This is a genomic window from Blautia sp. HCP3S3_H10_2 (assembly GCF_052122375.1).
Classification (GTDB): Bacteria; Bacillota; Clostridia; order Lachnospirales; family Lachnospiraceae; genus Blautia_A.
The window spans coordinates 361,788-378,424 of the sequence record NZ_JBQKCL010000001.1 but is presented as its reverse complement, the minus strand read 5'-3'; the positions used below and the strand labels follow the sequence as shown (position 1 = coordinate 378,424).

10 protein-coding genes and 3 tRNA genes are annotated in these 16,637 nt (G+C 43.6%); 4 read left to right on the top strand and 9 right to left on the bottom strand.

Annotated features, from left to right (window positions below; translation table 11 throughout):
* Positions 1 to 336: 336 nt before the first annotated feature.
* The 6 genes from ACTQWB_RS01785 to rhaD form a co-directional block, all read right to left on the bottom strand.
* Positions 337 to 984 carry a phosphoribosylanthranilate isomerase gene (locus ACTQWB_RS01785; RefSeq protein ID WP_441500057.1) on the bottom strand — a complete coding sequence of 216 codons (648 nt, stop codon included), beginning with the start codon at positions 982 to 984 and terminating at the stop codon, positions 337 to 339.
* Positions 985 to 1,082: 98 nt separating this feature from the next.
* Entirely contained in the window at positions 1,083 to 1,877 is a 795-nt protein-coding gene (gene trpC / locus ACTQWB_RS01780) for an indole-3-glycerol phosphate synthase TrpC (RefSeq protein WP_441500056.1), read from the bottom strand.
* A 155-nt stretch (positions 1,878 to 2,032) separates the two neighbouring features.
* Positions 2,033 to 3,640: a bifunctional anthranilate synthase component II/anthranilate phosphoribosyltransferase gene (locus ACTQWB_RS01775; protein ID WP_441500055.1), complete on the bottom strand. Its 1,608-nt coding sequence runs from the start codon at positions 3,638 to 3,640 to the stop codon at positions 2,033 to 2,035.
* A complete protein-coding gene (locus ACTQWB_RS01770; protein WP_441500054.1) occupies positions 3,637 to 5,262 on the bottom strand; it encodes an anthranilate synthase component I family protein in 1,626 nt (541 codons plus the stop codon). The genes ACTQWB_RS01775 and ACTQWB_RS01770 overlap by 4 nt, the downstream gene beginning before the upstream one ends.
* 672 nt (positions 5,263 to 5,934) lie before the next feature.
* Positions 5,935 to 7,506 carry an AAA family ATPase gene (locus tag ACTQWB_RS01765; protein WP_441500053.1) on the bottom strand — a complete coding sequence of 524 codons (1,572 nt, stop codon included), beginning with the start codon at positions 7,504 to 7,506 and terminating at the stop codon, positions 5,935 to 5,937.
* Between the two features lie 233 nt (positions 7,507 to 7,739).
* On the bottom strand, positions 7,740 to 8,573 hold the full coding sequence (gene rhaD / locus ACTQWB_RS01760) for a rhamnulose-1-phosphate aldolase (protein WP_118578371.1): 834 nt from the start codon (positions 8,571 to 8,573) through the stop codon (positions 7,740 to 7,742).
* Positions 8,574 to 9,098: 525 nt separating this feature from the next.
* Here rhaD and ACTQWB_RS01755 point away from each other — a divergent pair.
* The 4 genes from ACTQWB_RS01755 (at position 9,099) to ACTQWB_RS01740 (ending at position 10,185) form a co-directional block, all read left to right on the top strand.
* Positions 9,099 to 9,171 (top strand) — tRNA-Val (locus ACTQWB_RS01755).
* Between the two features lie 18 nt (positions 9,172 to 9,189).
* A tRNA-Met gene (locus ACTQWB_RS01750) sits at positions 9,190 to 9,263 on the top strand.
* 59 nt (positions 9,264 to 9,322) lie between these two features.
* Positions 9,323 to 9,396, top strand: a tRNA-Met gene (locus tag ACTQWB_RS01745).
* Between the two features lie 96 nt (positions 9,397 to 9,492).
* Positions 9,493 to 10,185 (top strand): hypothetical protein, encoded by a 693-nt coding sequence (locus ACTQWB_RS01740; protein ID WP_441500052.1) that lies wholly within the window; start codon positions 9,493 to 9,495, stop codon positions 10,183 to 10,185.
* A 193-nt stretch (positions 10,186 to 10,378) separates the two neighbouring features.
* Here ACTQWB_RS01740 and ACTQWB_RS01735 read toward each other — a convergent pair whose 3' ends face one another.
* The 3 genes from ACTQWB_RS01735 to ACTQWB_RS01725 all read right to left on the bottom strand — a co-directional run bounded on the left by ACTQWB_RS01735 (position 10,379) and on the right by ACTQWB_RS01725 (position 16,382).
* Positions 10,379 to 11,584, bottom strand: a complete 1,206-nt coding sequence (locus ACTQWB_RS01735) for a hypothetical protein (protein WP_441500051.1) — start codon at positions 11,582 to 11,584, stop codon at positions 10,379 to 10,381.
* On the bottom strand, positions 11,577 to 12,086 hold the full coding sequence (locus tag ACTQWB_RS01730) for an RNA polymerase sigma factor (protein ID WP_441500050.1): 510 nt from the start codon (positions 12,084 to 12,086) through the stop codon (positions 11,577 to 11,579). Before ACTQWB_RS01730 ends, ACTQWB_RS01735 begins: the two co-directional genes overlap by 8 nt.
* Before the next feature lie 498 nt (positions 12,087 to 12,584).
* Complete coding sequence (locus ACTQWB_RS01725) at positions 12,585 to 16,382, bottom strand: phosphoribosylformylglycinamidine synthase (RefSeq protein WP_441500049.1); 3,798 nt, start codon at positions 16,380 to 16,382, stop codon at positions 12,585 to 12,587.
* Positions 16,383 to 16,637: the final 255 nt, after the last annotated feature.

The following is a 16,637-nucleotide window of genomic DNA, read 5'->3' as shown; positions in this document are numbered from 1 at the left end:
TTATTTTATTGTCTATCTTATTAACTATTTAATGTGCTCAGGGCGTATGTACTCGGTCACAGTGAATTCCCGCCAATAAACTCCTGTTTGGTCAGTTGCAGTTGTCGATAACCAGCGGTTTGGCAATGTATATTCACGTAGCCGTGCATTTCAGGAGCGGTTTTAGTGTAGCTGAAATCCGATGCTTACGTAGACTTGGCGCGAGGGCTCTCCCGAGCGTCTTAGTCGAAGTTAGCAGCTAGTTCAGCGGAACGTTGCTCCGCACGGCGGTGAATATACATTGCCAGACCGCGTCCGGGAATCGACATCCAGCACATTAAATAGCAATTTTCTTAATTATAAATCCGCTTCACGCTCTTTTTTATATGCTTCCAGCGTATTAATCTGCTTCAGCATCCGGGCGATCTGACAGATCTTTGCAGGATCTTTCTTACCATCGGTTTCCAGGCTACTGCTCAGATCAACAGCCCAAGGATGCAGGGTACCGATGGCGCTGCGGATATTTTCAGAGCTGATTCCTCCTGCCAGGAAAAATGGCCGTCTCACTGGCGGTACCAGTTCCCAGTCAAACGTCTCTCCTGTTCCTCCATTTCCCTGATCCAGCAGAATGTAATCAGCAGGACTTCTAAGTGCCTTTTTCACATCCTCCGGGGTCTTTATGGAAAAGGCCTTGATCACAGGCTTTCCTGTCATATTCTGGATTTTCTCAATGTAATCCTCATCTTCATCTCCATGTAGCTGGGCCGCCCAGAGCGTTCCATCTCTTAATAAAGAAATCGGTAGTTCTGGAGCTGCATTTACAAATACTCCCACTGGAAGGATTTCCTTGTCCAGTCCCTTAACCAGGACTTTCACTTGCTCGGCACTAAGGCTTCGTCTTCTTCCCGGGACTTCGATCACGAAACCTGCAAAGTCCGGTTTTACTTCATTCACCGCGGCAATGTCCTGTTCACAGGTCAGGCCGCAGATTTTTAATTTTGCCATATTATTTGTTTCCTTTACTTTCTGTTATTTTAATTAGTAACAGTTCCACAAAGCGTATTTTGAGAGCCGGCTCTGAGCTGTTACTTCAATTTTCCATTTTAAATTTCCTGACTTAAAACTGCAAGTGCCTCCTTTTTATCAGGACTTCTCATCAGTGTCTCTCCGATCAATACCGCGTCCACCTTATTTTCGTATAACACCCGGATATCCTGCGCTGTCTTAATTCCACTCTCCGACACAAAAACCGTATCCTCTGGAGCCATATTCCGAAGCCGGATGCTGTTTCCCATATCAACAGAAAAGTCATGGAGATTCCGGTTGTTCACACCTATGATCTTTGTCCCAAGATTCAATGCTCTGTCCACTTCCCATTCATCATGGGCTTCCACCAGGGCATCCAGTCCCAGCTCCTGTGCCAGCTCCCCAAAAGCTTTCAGCTGGCTGTCATCCAGAATGGCACAGATCAACAACACAGCAGATGCCCCAAATGTCTTTGCCTGGTAGATCATGTACTCATCCACGGTAAAATCTTTGCGGAGCACTGGAATACTTACCGCCTGTGCGATTTCCTGCAGATACCGGTCTGCGCCCTGAAAATAAAAAGGCTCCGTGAGACAGGAAATTGCAGAAGCTCCTGCCTGTTCATATTCCCTTGCAATATCCAGATAGGGAAAATCCGGTGCGATCAGGCCCTTTGACGGAGAAGCCTTTTTTACTTCGCAGATAAAGGACATTCCTGGTTTTTTTAAAGCTTCCAGAAAGCTTTGCTTTTCCTCTGCTTTCCTGGCCAGTTCTGAATTTTGCTGTGAGATAAGTACTCTTAATGGGACTTTGAATTTTTCTTCTTCAATGCGTTCTTTTGTGCGCGCTGCAATCTCTGTTAATATGCTCATGAAATCTCCTATTTTACTTTTCTGCTATTAATTACATACCATCATAGTGGAATCTGCCTAAGCAGACATCTTCTTTTATGATAGACTTGTATTTCTTATTTCCGGTTATCTTATTCCTGATTACCTTATTCCTGGTTACTTTGTTCCCAGTTACTTTATTCCTGGTTACTCTTCTCTATGAATTCTTCCAGCTTTCCAAGGGCAGCTCCAGTGTCGATCAGCTGCTCTGCCATTTTCACACCTGACTCAATGGATTCAGCTTTTCCAGCGATATACAGGGCAGCTCCGGCATTCAGGCAGACTGCATGGCGTTTCGCACCAGTTTCTTTTCCCTCAAGGATTGCTCTTGTGATTGCGGCATTTTCCTGTGGTGTTCCACCAGTCAGCGCATCTTTCGTGCAGCGCTCATAGCCGAACTGTTCCGGTGTAAGTACATAGGAGGTAAATTTTCCATCCTTAATCTCGCATACAGAGGTCGGTGCACTCATGGAAATCTCATCCAGGCTGTCCTGTCCGAAAACTACCATACCTCTTGTTACACCAAGATTTGCCATAACCTGTGCAAGAGGCTCTACCAATGCCTCATCATAAACACCCATCAGCTCCATGTTTGCACCAGCCGGATTGCTTAAGGGGCCGAGAATATTAAATACGGTACGGATTCCAAGTTCCTTGCGGATCGGAGCCACATATTTCATTGCAATGTGATAGTTCTGGGCAAACAGGAAGCAGATTCCGATTTTTTCCAGAAGCTCCTGGCTTTTTTCCGGCGGAATCGTGATCTTAACTCCAAGAGCTTCCAATACGTCTGCTGCTCCGGATTTAGAAGAAGCAGCTCTGTTTCCATGTTTTGCCACCGGCACACCGCCAGCTGCAATTACGAGGGAGGCTGTTGTGGAAATATTAAAGGAGTTGGAACCATCACCACCTGTACCAACGATTTCCAGTACATCCATATCATGAAGCAGCTTGATACAGTGGGCTCTCATCCCAGCAGCTGAAGCAGTAATCTCGTCAATGGTCTCTCCCTTTAATGCAAGGGCTGTCAGGTAAGCGGACATCTGCACCGGAGTAGCCTTGCCACTCATGATCTCATCCATAACCTCTTCTGCTTCCTGATAAGTAAGATTTTGTTTTTTCGATAATTTGATAATGCTTTCTTTGATCATTTTTGTACTCCTCTCTGAAAATGCCCGTGCGGCTGCCAGAAAATTCTCTATCATAGTTTTCCCATCCGGTGTCATAACGGATTCCGGATGGAACTGCACTCCGTAAACCGGATATTCTTTATGTTCTACCGCCATGATCTCCCCATCTTCGGCTCTGGCAGTCACCACCAGGTCTTCCGGAAGTGTCTCTTCCAGTGCTGCCAGGGAATGGTATCTGGCTGCGGGGAATTTTTGTGGAAGTCCTTTAAACAGGACATTACTGTTTTGCTGGATCATCATATCCTTTTTTCCATGCTTCAGTTCTTTTGCATAAGAAACTACACCACCAAAGGCTTCACAGATACTTTGGTGTCCCAGGCACACACCCAGGATTGGGATTTTTCCTGCGAACGCTTTTATTACCGGAATGCAGATTCCTGCATCCTCCGGGCGTCCAGGTCCGGGAGAAAGAACAATTGCCTCTGGTCCCAGCTTTTCAATTTCTGCCAGAGTGATTTCATCATTTCGCACCACCTGAATGTCCGGATTAACGGACCCGATCAGCTGGTAAAGATTGTAGGAAAAACTGTCGTAATTATCAATCAGTAAAATCATTCTAATCCCTCCTCTGCCTGGCTGATGGCCCTTACCACCGCTCTTGCCTTATTCTGACATTCTTCAAACTCTTTTTCCGGTACACTGTCTGCTACAATTCCAGCTCCTGAACGGATGCAGATCTCATCTTTTTTCTTATACACAAGCCGGATTGCAATGCACACATCCAGGTTTCCGGTGAAATCCACATATCCGATGGCACCTCCGTAAATACCTCGTTTGCTCTGCTCCAGCTCCTGGATGATCTGGCAGGCTCTGAATTTCGGTGCTCCCGAAAGAGTACCCGCTGGTAAGATCGCATCTACTGCATCAATGGCATCCCTGCCATCTGCAATGGTTCCGGTAACGGTGGAGCCAAGATGCATAACGCAGGAATAACGCTCCACAGTCAGGTATTTTTCCACTTTTACGCTTCCAAGCCTGCTTATTTTTCCAATATCATTCCTTCCAAGATCCACCAGCATGTTGTGCTCGGCAAGTTCTTTTTCATCCTGAAGAAGATCTGCTTCCAGCGCTTTGTCCTCCTGTGGAGTTTTTCCACGGGGCCTTGTTCCTGCAAGGGGAAAAGTACTCAGCTTGCCATGCTCCAGCTTCGCCAGGGTTTCCGGCGATGCTCCGGCGATTTCAATGTCGTCACTGGAAAAATAAAACATATAGGGAGAGGGATTCGTAGCCCTAAGTACTCTGTAGGTATCAAACAGACTGCCTGTAGCCTTCGCCCGCATGGGGTTTGATAAAACCACCTGGAAAATATCCCCTTCGTGAATATAGTGCTTGGCTTTTTCCACCATTTCACAATATTTTTCTTTTGGAAACTGTGGCTGGATTTCTGACTGGAGACAGATTGGAGGGAACTCTTTTTTCTCACCATTTTTGATAAGTCTTGTCATTTCTTCCAGTTTTTCACAGGCCCGCTTATAGGACTCATCCAGATTGTCTGTCATTACTCCTGTGATCAGAAGTACCTTCTGACGGTAATGGTCAAATGCGATCACTTCGTTAAACAGCATCAGGTCCAGATCCCGGAAATCCTGCTGTTCTGCATCGGTCAGATTCAGTTTTGGTTCGCTGTATTTGATGTAGTCGTAGGAAAAATAGCCCACCAGGCCACCGGTGAAGGTTGGCATGTTGTCCATCACAGGGCTTTTATACTGCTGGATGATTTTCCGGATGGCATCACCTGGATGAGTAACCTGCATGACCTCTTCTGACTGTTTTTTTTCTTTTCTGACATTATTTTCTGCTTTTTTATCATGCAATGAATCCGCTTCGTTAGTTCTTGTTTTCCCATTCACCAGTGCATCCGTTTTCTTTGGTTCCGCTTTTTCAGTGTTCAGAGCATCTGTTTTGTTTTCAAACAATTCATCCGTCCGTCGGATTCGCAAAATTCCGTCTGTACAGGTAATTTCCATGGAAGGGTCATATCCAAGAAAAGAATATCTGCCCCACACCTCATTCTGGCTGGCACTTTCCAGCAGATAGCAATGGTGACTTGCCTTTTGCAAGATTCTCATCATCTCTACCGGTGTGTAACTGTCTGCGTATAACTCTTTGCAGATGGGAATTCTTTTGTAATCTCCCGCTGCTGCCATTTCCCTGATCTTGTCAAATGTTGGATACATAGAGCACCTCCCGTTTTTTCTGAACTTTTACGATTCACCAAGTTCACAGCGACTCACTTTGCCATGCATACAAAAACATGATGGTTAAAAGCAAGAATTGTCATACAAGCTTCTCTTCCATGTCCTGCCGTAACTTTGTCCCAAAGAATACGCCTTGGCACGAAGTGTCTTTTATGTAATAGAAGGCTCTAACGAAATTTCTTATTACGTAAAAAGACCCGTCCATGACAGAACTTCTATGTCTGTCAAGGACGGGTCTGGATAATCCACCCGCGGTGCCACCTTGATTCACGATGCAAAAATCGTGCTCTTAACGGAATACCATCATATTCCTGACAACTGACGTATGTCTTACGTCGCATCATACTTGGCTTATCAGCCGTTCCATGCGCCCTCAGCGGCCCATTTAGCGAGCTACAGATCTTAACACTGTTCTACTACAGTTTCTCCTGATAGCTCTTACAAACTGCATTACCATCCGGTTCTCAGCCTCCCGGACTCTCTGTGGGTGCACGATTGTTTTTATTTCCGCTTCAACGGTTTAGTTCGTTAAATTGAATTTTTATATAAAATAGCATACCGAAATTAAATTGTCAAGCATTTCAACAAAATTCACATCACAAAATTTTTATCAGAAAATTTCAATTAGAATTTGCACACTACTTTGCCAAACTATTTCTGACAGCTTTCAATCACGCACTCATGTTCCTTTGTTTTCCTGCTGTAATTAATCCCCACCAGCAGAATATTCCCCTTGTATTCATCAAGACTTTTGCAATACTTCTTTTCTTTGATCTGTTCAATAGCACCCATGGCACTTTTATCCCACTTTAATTCCACTACCAGAGCTGGTTTATCCAAAAACTTCTTACGTGGTATAAAGACTAAATCAGCATATCCTTTCCCGCCCGCCAGTTCACGATAAACAGTGTAATAATTCCGGGCAGCATAAAGTGCAAGTGAAATGGTATAGCTTAGAGCATTTTCATCGTTATACTGGATGTGTGATGTCTCAAAATGGGCTTCTTGCATACTTTGGGCCACTTGCGCTGGTCTGCCTTGCCAGATTGCATTTAACGTATCAGCCGAATTCTTCAGTGCCCTGGAAATTTCGCCCCAGTCAGATGCGGAAACTGCGCTCACATATTCTGCCCGTACTTCATTATTGGGAATAAAAACGCTTTTATTCTTTCCGTCGTATCCCAGATATCCAAGGTGAATCAATAATGTGAGCACATCATCTTCATTGCGAAAGGTAGTCATATCATTGGTAAAACTTCCAGTATTTACAGGAACCTCTTCGCCTGCCATCATGCTTAAAATGTCATCCTTCAGGCCATCAAAATTCATATCAATATAAACCTGAAGGGCCTCAAATGTCTCTGTCTGATTCCAGTAATTCTCAATTTTCCCAAACCGCATACAATTTACCACCGACCGCGGACTATAGACAGATAACGCATTTTCAAAAGAATAGCCATCATACCAGCTTTTTATTTCTTCCATATCCAGACCGTACTTCCTGCAAAGTGCCTCCACTTCTTCTTCTGTAAATCCTACATATGGGGCAAGCGGTCCTGGATTTATCATAGAAAACTCATCAAACATATTCAACGCCGAATGGGTTCCATATTTCTTAATCGGAAGAATCCCAGTCATATATGCAAGATGAATATATCCTTTGTCCTTCATGAGATCCCGAAGGAAATCCAGATACCGCTCCTGAGACTCCTTATCAATCTTACATTCCCTGAAAACACAATCCCATTCATCTATCACAATCACAAACGGACGTTTTGTCTGATTATAAATATCCTGCATGGTCCTTGTAAGATTGCCAGGATCAAAATAGCGAAAATCAGAATATTTTTCCAGCAGATCCCATAATACACTTTTTCGTATCAGTGCAATCATAGAATCCATGTCCTTGCTCTGACTCAGAAATTCCTGCATATTCAGAAAAATGGTATCATATTTATTTAAAAATTTGTCAAAATCCGAACTTCGTGAAATTTCCAGCTTGGAAAACAAGAGTCTGGAATCACATTCACAATTATAATAAGCTGCCACCATATTCGCAGCCATTGATTTTCCGAAACGACGGGGACGGCTGACACAGAGATATCCCTGCATGGTATTTATCACTTTATTTGTATAATTCAATAAACCTGTTTTATCCACATAAATCTCTGAATTGATCATTTTTTGAAAATTTTCAATACTTGGATTCAGATAAATGCCCATTTGCTCCCTCCCAAATCTGATTTTTACACTTATTCTTTTCCTAACTTGTTCTTAACTTATTTAACGTTATACTCAATTCAACTTTAATATTGCTATTATTATTTTAGCCTTTTACTCATAGAATTTCAATCTATTCTTAAAACCAAATCCCCCTTAAGCAGACTTTATTTTGTCTGCTTAAGGGGGATCCTATCAAAGCTTCACAACTGACAAATCTTATTTTTTCCTATTACCTACTGTTCTTTTTCGTAAAGGAATTCTTCCGGCAGGGTAACGTGGAAGTCTTTTGCTACTGCGCGGAAATCATCTGGTGTAATGGTCTGCAGCTTGCGTGGAGCCATGGACATGACTTTTACAAGGATTTCTGCAGATTTCTCTACTGTATGAAGAAGACCAAAAGTCAGGTCGAAATCCTCACCGGAGCAGAACATTCCGTGATGAGCCCAGATAACAACGTCATATTTCTTCATCAGTTCTGCTGTTTTCACTGCGATTTCTCTTCCGCCTGGCACCATCCAGCCTACTACACCGACGCCGTCTGGGAAAACGACCGGACACTCTGTAGCGGATTCCCACAGTTCTCTTGTAAATACCTTATCATCAAGTGGAAGTACAAAGGTAAGTGCAATGGTATTGGTAGTATGTGCATGATAAATAACACGATGTCTGCCGTTTGTAAGCTTCTTTTTTACCTCATGGTTCATAAGGTGGGTAGGAAGCTCGCTGGTAGGACGGCCGCCCTCCACAAGTCCCCAACGGATTCTGTAATTAACGCCCTTATCATCCAGCTCGATAATTGCCAGGCAAGCTTCCGGGTCAACTGCAATATTTCGGAAATACTTGCCGCTTCCGGTTACCAGGAAAAATTCACCGGCAAGTCCCGGTACTTCTGTTCCGATTGGCTGCCATTCTCCCGGTGCATTCAGACGCGGACGGATCATTTCTACTTCTTCTGCTTTCAGACGATAGCTTAAGTTTCCGCCGTTTCTCTCATGCCAGCCCTGCTGGAAACCATCGTCTGCCATTTTAATAAAGCCCTTCATAAATTTGGAATCTAAAATCTTCATACCATCTTCTCCTTTTCTACTTTTCGTATCGCCAGTCTTTTTTCTTTGGATTTCATACAGCTTCTGCCTCTTCCAAAATTCTTATTGACCAGTCGCAATTATGATCTCCGGGCTTTTTGTGAGCCCTTCTTCAAGGATTTACAAAAAGCAGAAATTCTACTATGAATTTTTCTCCTTTTGTTCATCTACCTTCGCAGAGACCATAGGAATACACTGCATTATCTTTGATGTTTTCTAAGCAGGTATTCGGTATGTTTTGTTTGTTCTTCTTGATTACAGCTACAGTATAGCACTTATTTTCGTTCAGAAAAGAACCTGGCTTGCCAATTTATATTTCAGTTTTGCAAATAAGGACCCAAAATGAAACTGCTGAAAAAACAGGGTACACAATATTGAAAAAAATAAATAAATCATTTGCGAAAAAAGTTTAAAAAAAAGTAAAAAAAGTTGTTGACAATATGCGACAGTTGATAGTATAATAGCAAAGCGAGCTGCGGAAGAGAAGAAACTTCACAGTTTGTATATGGGGTCTTAGCTCAGCTGGGAGAGCATCTGCCTTACAAGCAGAGGGTCATAGGTTCGAGCCCTATAGGCCCCATACTTATGAAATAAATATGGCGAGATAGCTCAGTTGGCTAGAGCACGCGGTTCATACCCGCGGTGTCGAGGGTTCGAATCCCCCTCTCGCTACTTTGCTGATAGTCTTTTATACGCACAGACTTTTCAGCAAATCTTTTTAAACTGAATATGGCGAGATAGCTCAGTTGGCTAGAGCACGCGGTTCATACCCGCGGTGTCGAGGGTTCGAATCCCCCTCTCGCTATTATAGATGTTGCAGGTTGCAGCATCTATTTTTTTGCCTATATAACAAAGTGCTGAAGCAAGTAACCTACATTTTAATTTGCAAAGGAGTATCTTCATGAACATTGACCCATCCATCCGAAAACTTCTTGACAATGAAACCACCATCCACGAAGCCCAGATTCGCGCCTTATTTCAGACACTGGACCGCAGGTTTGGACTTCGCGGAGTATCTGTACCTATCCGTTTCGGTTATGACGAGGCACTGCTCGGCTCCTATACACCGAATACCCCTCATGAGAAAGAGAGCTTCTATTTTTCCCTGCTGTTTATTGGCTATGCCGTAAAAAAGCCGCTCTCGAAAGAAGACCGCCTGGATCTTTATAAACACGAATATGCTCATTATATGCAGTATAATATGAAAATCCCGGCTCAATATAACTGGCAGGCCGGAAAACACGGAAGCGCCTGGAAATACTGCTGTTCGCTTGTGGGAGCTGCGCCCACTCCCTATTATAAAGTCGGAGAAAGCCTTCTGAAGCACGATTATGATAAAGCCCTGAAAAACCCTATTCACGATAAAACAGTACACATCCGTGATACCTACCGCCGTGAACAAGCCTACAAAAGTGCCAGACACAGTGAAATAAAATTCCAGATCAATGATGTGGTAACTCATCCCAAATTCGGTGAGGGTACCGTGGAAGAAGTGATCCAGTTTCCCAATTCCGTTCGCTTACACATTCGCTTTTCAGATAATGAGATCCGGAAAATTGACCAGAAATGGCTGCTTAGGGCAAATTATAAATGATTTTTACAAAAAGCAAAAATACATTAAATAATCACAAAATATTTCAATTTTAAAGTTTATCTTCTATTTAATAAATTATGTTTTTCTTTATAACAATATTGACTTTTTTACAAACATAAGAGCTGAGTTTTATTATACCATTAAAACTCAGCTCTCATTTTTTACAATTTTCCTTCCCGCTATTCTGCTTGTTTTACTTCTGCATTACCATCATAACCGGTTCATACTTTACATCATTTTCATAATCATATACCCTGACTCCAATTTTATCAGGCAAATCTGTTTTCTGGTAAGCAAACTGCCAGATGCCTTCTTCCCCGACTTCTGTTATCGGAGCAAAGCCGCCAAGATCGGATATCTGCCACAGATTTCCATCCTTATCGGTCACATCCAGGGAAATGCTTTCTGACTTCTCCAGCATAATGTAATGAATTGACACATATTCTGTGGTCTCAGATTCATCTATGTCCACAGACAGGATCTTTACTTTACCATCTGCTGTTATAATTCCATCCTGCTCGTTTCCGTTTTCAGTGTCTGCAGTTGCTTCTGGCACATAGGTAACACTTCTGCCCTGGCTTTTATCTTCCAGCTTAAATGTAATATTCGTCCTCATAACATCATCCACACTTTTCGCATCAGGAAGCGTCGCTGTTCCTATGCAGGAAACCGTAAGATCTTTGCTCTGGTTTTCTTTTACTGCGGAAGAATAGAAATCCAGTACATCATCCTCCTGATGACGATAATTTCCCATCGCACTTCTTATTCCAAGTTCGGAACCAAAATCAAAGCTGACACCTGCCCTTACAATAGTCAGGCCTTTTTCTGCTGCGTATTCTGCAACAGTTTTATCGCTTTCAATTCCAATATTTCTCACAGAATCCTCGTCCATCATATCCTGGCCAATGACAAAATATTTTCCTTTCTCCTTCGCAGCAGCTTCTACTACAATCTGGATACTATTCTTGTCACAAAGTGCTTCCTTCACTGTGTAGGAAAGAATAGACTCGCCATCTTCCTGCTGCACAGGTTCTTTTTCAATCAGGACTTCAGCTTCTTCTGGCATTTTATTTCCCATTTCATCCCAGAAGCTGGAAATTCCCATATATTTTTCTGCTGCGAACACAGCCACACCAAACACCATAACTGCTTCAAATGACAGAATGAGGCTGCGCTTCCAGTTTTTCTTTTGGGAACTTCGTCGTTTTCCAACTGTATTAAGCGTTATTGTTGTTTTTTCTGCTTTTTTTATTTTCCTGCCAGTTCTGTCTATTGCCTCATAGCTTTTATCTGCATCCGCAGAGTTTTCTATCATTTCCAGAGTTTCATCCACTCTTCTCAACACGCATTCCGGCACATCTGTTTCTTTTGAAAAAATATCAAACAGTTTATCATCCATGAATATATTCTCCTTCATACTCTGCACGAAGCTGTTTTCTGGCCCTGGAAAGCCTTGTAAGCACTGTATTCTGGCTAATCTCCAGAAGTGCCGCGATTTCCTTTACACTTAAGGATCTGCTGTAATACAGAAGAAGCACCACCTGATACTTCTCATCCAGGGAAGCCAGGATTTCCTTCCATTCGCAGTCCAGATAGCCTGGCTCCTCGAAGACTCCCTCTTCCATTTCCACCGTGGGAAAAACACGGCCTTTATGCCTCAACATTTCATTGCAGTTATTGATCAATATCCGGATCATCCAGGTTTTGAAATAGGAATCATTTTTCAAATTGGAAAGCTTCTCATAGCATTTCAAAATTGTTTCCTGGATAGCATCTGCCACATCCTCATCATTTTTCAGATAGGCCCAGGCAACCTTGTACATGCTCTGGGTATTCTTTCTGATCAGCTGTGCAAATGCCCCGGAATCTCCGGATTTCGCCCTTTTCACCAAATCTTCCATAAGGTTTTCGCTCCTTTTTGTGTTCTGCAGTACACGAAATCATTTGTTACGCTTGCGGTAACTTTTTCTTTTTACATTCATTAGACGGAGATGGGGCGGAGAATATTTCACTTTATTTGCTATTTAATGTGCTGAGAAACCGCGATTCTAACCAGTTGTCGATAACCAGCGGTTTGGCAATGTATATTCACGTAGCCGTGCATTTCAGGAGCGGTTTTAGTGGAGGCGAGATCCATGACTTACGGAGACTTGACGCGAAGGCTCTCCTGAGCGTCTTAGTCGTAGATAGTCATTAGCTTGCCGGAACGTTGCTCCGCACGGCGGTGAATATACATTGCCAGACCGCGTACGGGTAACGACGCCCAGCACATTAAATAGCAAAAAAGCCAGCATCTGCACTTCTTATTCTACAGATGCCAGCTTTCATTCAAGGCAATGTCTGGTAAACAGAAATCACCATTCAGATGCAAATCTTAGATGAAATCCCTTTCCAGTTATTTATTTGAAATACTCAACACCAGACTCAAAAATCTGAATATCCTGCTGTCCATAAATGTTGATTGCAACACCATTATCACGGCGCTCACTGTGAGCCATCTTTCCAAGGACACGTCCATCCGGGCTTGTGATACCCTCGATATTATAAGTAGAACCGTTGATGTTAGATTCCTCAGACTGATCCAGTTCTCCGTCCGGATTTACGTACTGTGTAGCCACCTGTCCGTTTGCCAGAAGCTTCTTAAGCCACTCTTCGTTTGCTACGAAACGACCTTCACCATGGGAAGCCGGATTACAATATACACCGCCAAGTGCAGCCTTCTGAAGCCATGGGGATTTATTGCTTACCACCTTGGTGTAAACCATCTTGGAAATATGGCGTCCGATGGTGTTATAAGTCAGTGTAGGAGAATCCTCTTTCTGTCCGCAGATCTCGCCGTATGGAACAAGTCCCAGCTTGATCAGAGCCTGGAATCCGTTACAGATACCAAGTGCAAGACCATCTCTCTCATTTAACAGCTTCATAACAGCCTCTTTGATCTTTGCATTCTGGAAAGCAGTTGCAAAGAATTTGGCAGAACCATCTGGCTCATCACCAGCGGAGAAGCCGCCTGGGAACATGATCATCTGAGCCTGGTCAATAGATTTCTCGAAGATTTCCACGGAATCACGGATATCTTCTGCACTTAAGTTCTTAAATACTTTTACGTCCACTTCTGCTCCGGCTCTTTCAAAAGCGCGGGTGCTGTCATATTCGCAGTTGGTTCCCGGGAATACCGGAATAAATACGCGAGGTTTCGCTACTTTATGCTTGCATACATAAATGTTCTTTGTATTATATACACCGTTCTCATAGGTTGCTTCCGGATCTGCCGGTTTCACAACAACTGCTTTTGGTCCGTCATTTTCTTCACCTGAAGTTGTCTTGAAGACTTTCTCCAGAGTGCCTGTCCATGCCTTGTAAGCTTCATCAAGAGTAATCACTGCATTTCCATAGGAGAATTTACCATCAGCTGTAACTTCACCGATCACGGTATAAGTAATGGAAAGCTCTCCAACTTTTCCATCCGGTACTTCCAGAACCAGATCACCAAAACCTGGTGCAAAGAAGTCACGTGGATCCAGGTTGTGCTCGATCTTCACACCCATGCCATTACCAAATGCCATCTTGCTGACAGCCGCTGCAATACCATGACGGTCAAGTGCATATGCGGAAACTACTTTGCCAGCCTGCATGTCATTGTGAAGCTTCTCGTACTGATCCATAATACCTGCATAGTCCGGTAAATCGTACTCATCTTTCGGTGCACGAAGCCATACCAGCTTGTTTCCTGCTTTTTTCAGCTCTGGTGTGATCACATCCTGAAGCTTGGCAACATCTACTGCGAAAGAAACCAGTGTCGGCGGAACATCAATGTCATTGAAAGTTCCAGACATACTGTCTTTACCTCCGATGGACGGAAGACCGAATCCCATCTGAGCTGCATAGGCACCAAGAAGTGCTGCAAATGGCTGGCTCCATCTCTTTGGATCCTCGGTCATACGACGGAAGTATTCCTGGAAGGTGAAACGGATTTTCTTGTAATCACCGCCTGCTGCCACGATTCTTGCAACGGATTCTGTCACTGCATAAGCAGCTCCGTGATATGGGCTCCAGGAGGATAAATACGGATCAAAGCCATAGCTCATCATGGTTACAGTATTGGTGGTTCCATTCTGTACCGGAACCTTTGCAACCATTGCCTGTGTCTCTGTAAGCTGGTTCTTTCCACCATAAGGCATGAGAACGCTTGCTGCACCGATAGAGCTGTCAAACATCTCCACAAGGCCTTTCTGGGAGCATACATTTAAGTCTGCCAGTGTGGAAAGCCATTTCTCTTTCACATCTGCCACATCCGGGCGTTCTTCGAAAAGATTTCCCTCTTTGTTCGGGATCTCAACCTCTACGGTTGTCTCCTGATGTGCACCGTTGGTGTCAAGGAATGCACGGGAAATATTAACGACTTCTTTTCCGCGCCAGGAAAGTACCAGTCTTGGCTCTTCGGTTACCACAGCAACCGGAACAGCCTCTAAGTTCTCTTCATTTGCAAAGCCCAGGAATTTCTCAACATCTTCCGGAGCAACTACTACAGCCATACGCTCCTGGGACTCGGAAATGGCGATCTCAGTACCATCAAGACCTGCGTATTTCTTCGGAACCTTATCAAGATCAATCTGAAGGCCAGGTGCCAGCTCACCAATAGCTACAGACACACCACCTGCACCAAAATCATTACATTTCTTAATGATATGGCTGACTTCCTCACGACGGAACATACGCTGGATCTTACGTTCTGTCGGTGCATTTCCTTTCTGTACCTCTGCTCCGCAGACCTCGATAGAAGCCTCTGTATGAACCTTGGAAGAACCGGTAGCACCACCGATACCATCACGTCCGGTACGTCCTCCAAGAAGGATGATGATATCTCCCGGATCAGAATTCTCACGGATAACAGCACGTCTTGGGGCAGCACCCATAACCGCACCAATTTCCATACGTTTCGCTACATAGTTCGGATGATAGATTTCTTTTACATAACCGGTAGCCAGACCGATCTGGTTACCATAAGAGCTGTATCCATGAGCTGCACCACGAACCAGCTTCTTCTGTGGAAGCTTACCTTTCAGAGTTTCTTTTACAGAAACAGTAGGATCAGCAGCTCCTGTTACACGCATTGCCTGATAAACATAAGTACGTCCGGAAAGCGGGTCACGGATGGCACCCCCAAGGCAGGTAGCTGCACCACCGAATGGCTCGATCTCAGTAGGATGGTTATGTGTCTCATTTTTGAAGTTGATCAGCCATTCCTCTTCTTTGCCATTTACATCAACCGGCACTACGATACTGCAGGCGTTGATCTCGTCAGACTCTTCCTGATCCTGAAGCTTGCCTTCGGATTTCAGTTTCTTCATAGCCATAAGGGCAAGATCCATCAGACAGATGAATTTATCGTCCCGTCCCTTATAAAGGACTTCTCTGTCGGAAAGATATTTCTTGTAAGTGTCCACGATAGGAGCCTTGTAATCACCTTCATCAAATTTTACGTCTGTAAGCTCGGTGGAGAAGGTGGTATGACGGCAGTGGTCAGACCAGTAGGTATCCAGCACACGGATCTCAGTCATGGACGGATCACGTTTCTCTTCGTTTCTGAAATAGTTCTGGATATGAAGGAAATCCTTGAAGGTCATGGCAAGATTCAGAGAGCTGTAAAGCTCTTTCAACGGAGCCTCTTCCATATCACGGAAGCCGTCAAAAATCTTCACATCTTCCGGATCTTTGAAATCCGCAACCAGTGTCTCTGGCTTCTGAAGTCCTGTCTCACGGGAATCTACCGGGTTAATGCAGTGGCTCTTGATTGCCTCAAATTCTTCCTCTGTAATATTTCCCTCAATTACATAAGTGGTTGCGGAACGGATGATCGGCTGGGCGTTCTCATCCAGAAACTGTACGCACTGTACAGCAGAATCAGCTCTCTGGTCGAACTGTCCAGGAAGAAACTCTACGGAAAAAATGCGGGCACCTTCTGCTGCTTCAAATTTCTCCAGGTAAAGATCATCTACCGGAGGCTCTGCAAATACGGTGTGGCATGCTTTTTCAAATACATCATCGGAAATATTCTCTACGTCATAGCGGATCAGCTCCCGCACATTTGTTACTGTCTTAATGCCCAGATAAGAGCTGATCTCATGCTTCAGTTCTTTGGCTTTTACGGCAAAGGATGGTTTCTTTTCTACGTATACTCGTCTTACGTTACTCATGGGAAAACTCCTTTCGTGAATGTGATTGCACGTTTTTGTCCAATTATCGGTAATCCTTCAGAACCAAACGGATCTGAACAGTTACATTTCTGTGCATGGATTACGTTTCGTTCTTGCACATTTTCGCCTATTATAGTATCATAGGATTTATCATAAGTAAAATTAATATATCTTATATTATTTATGTGTATCACTTATATATGTTACTTATTATATTGTTATAAATAATTAATTTTCAGTTTTTATAATTTCATG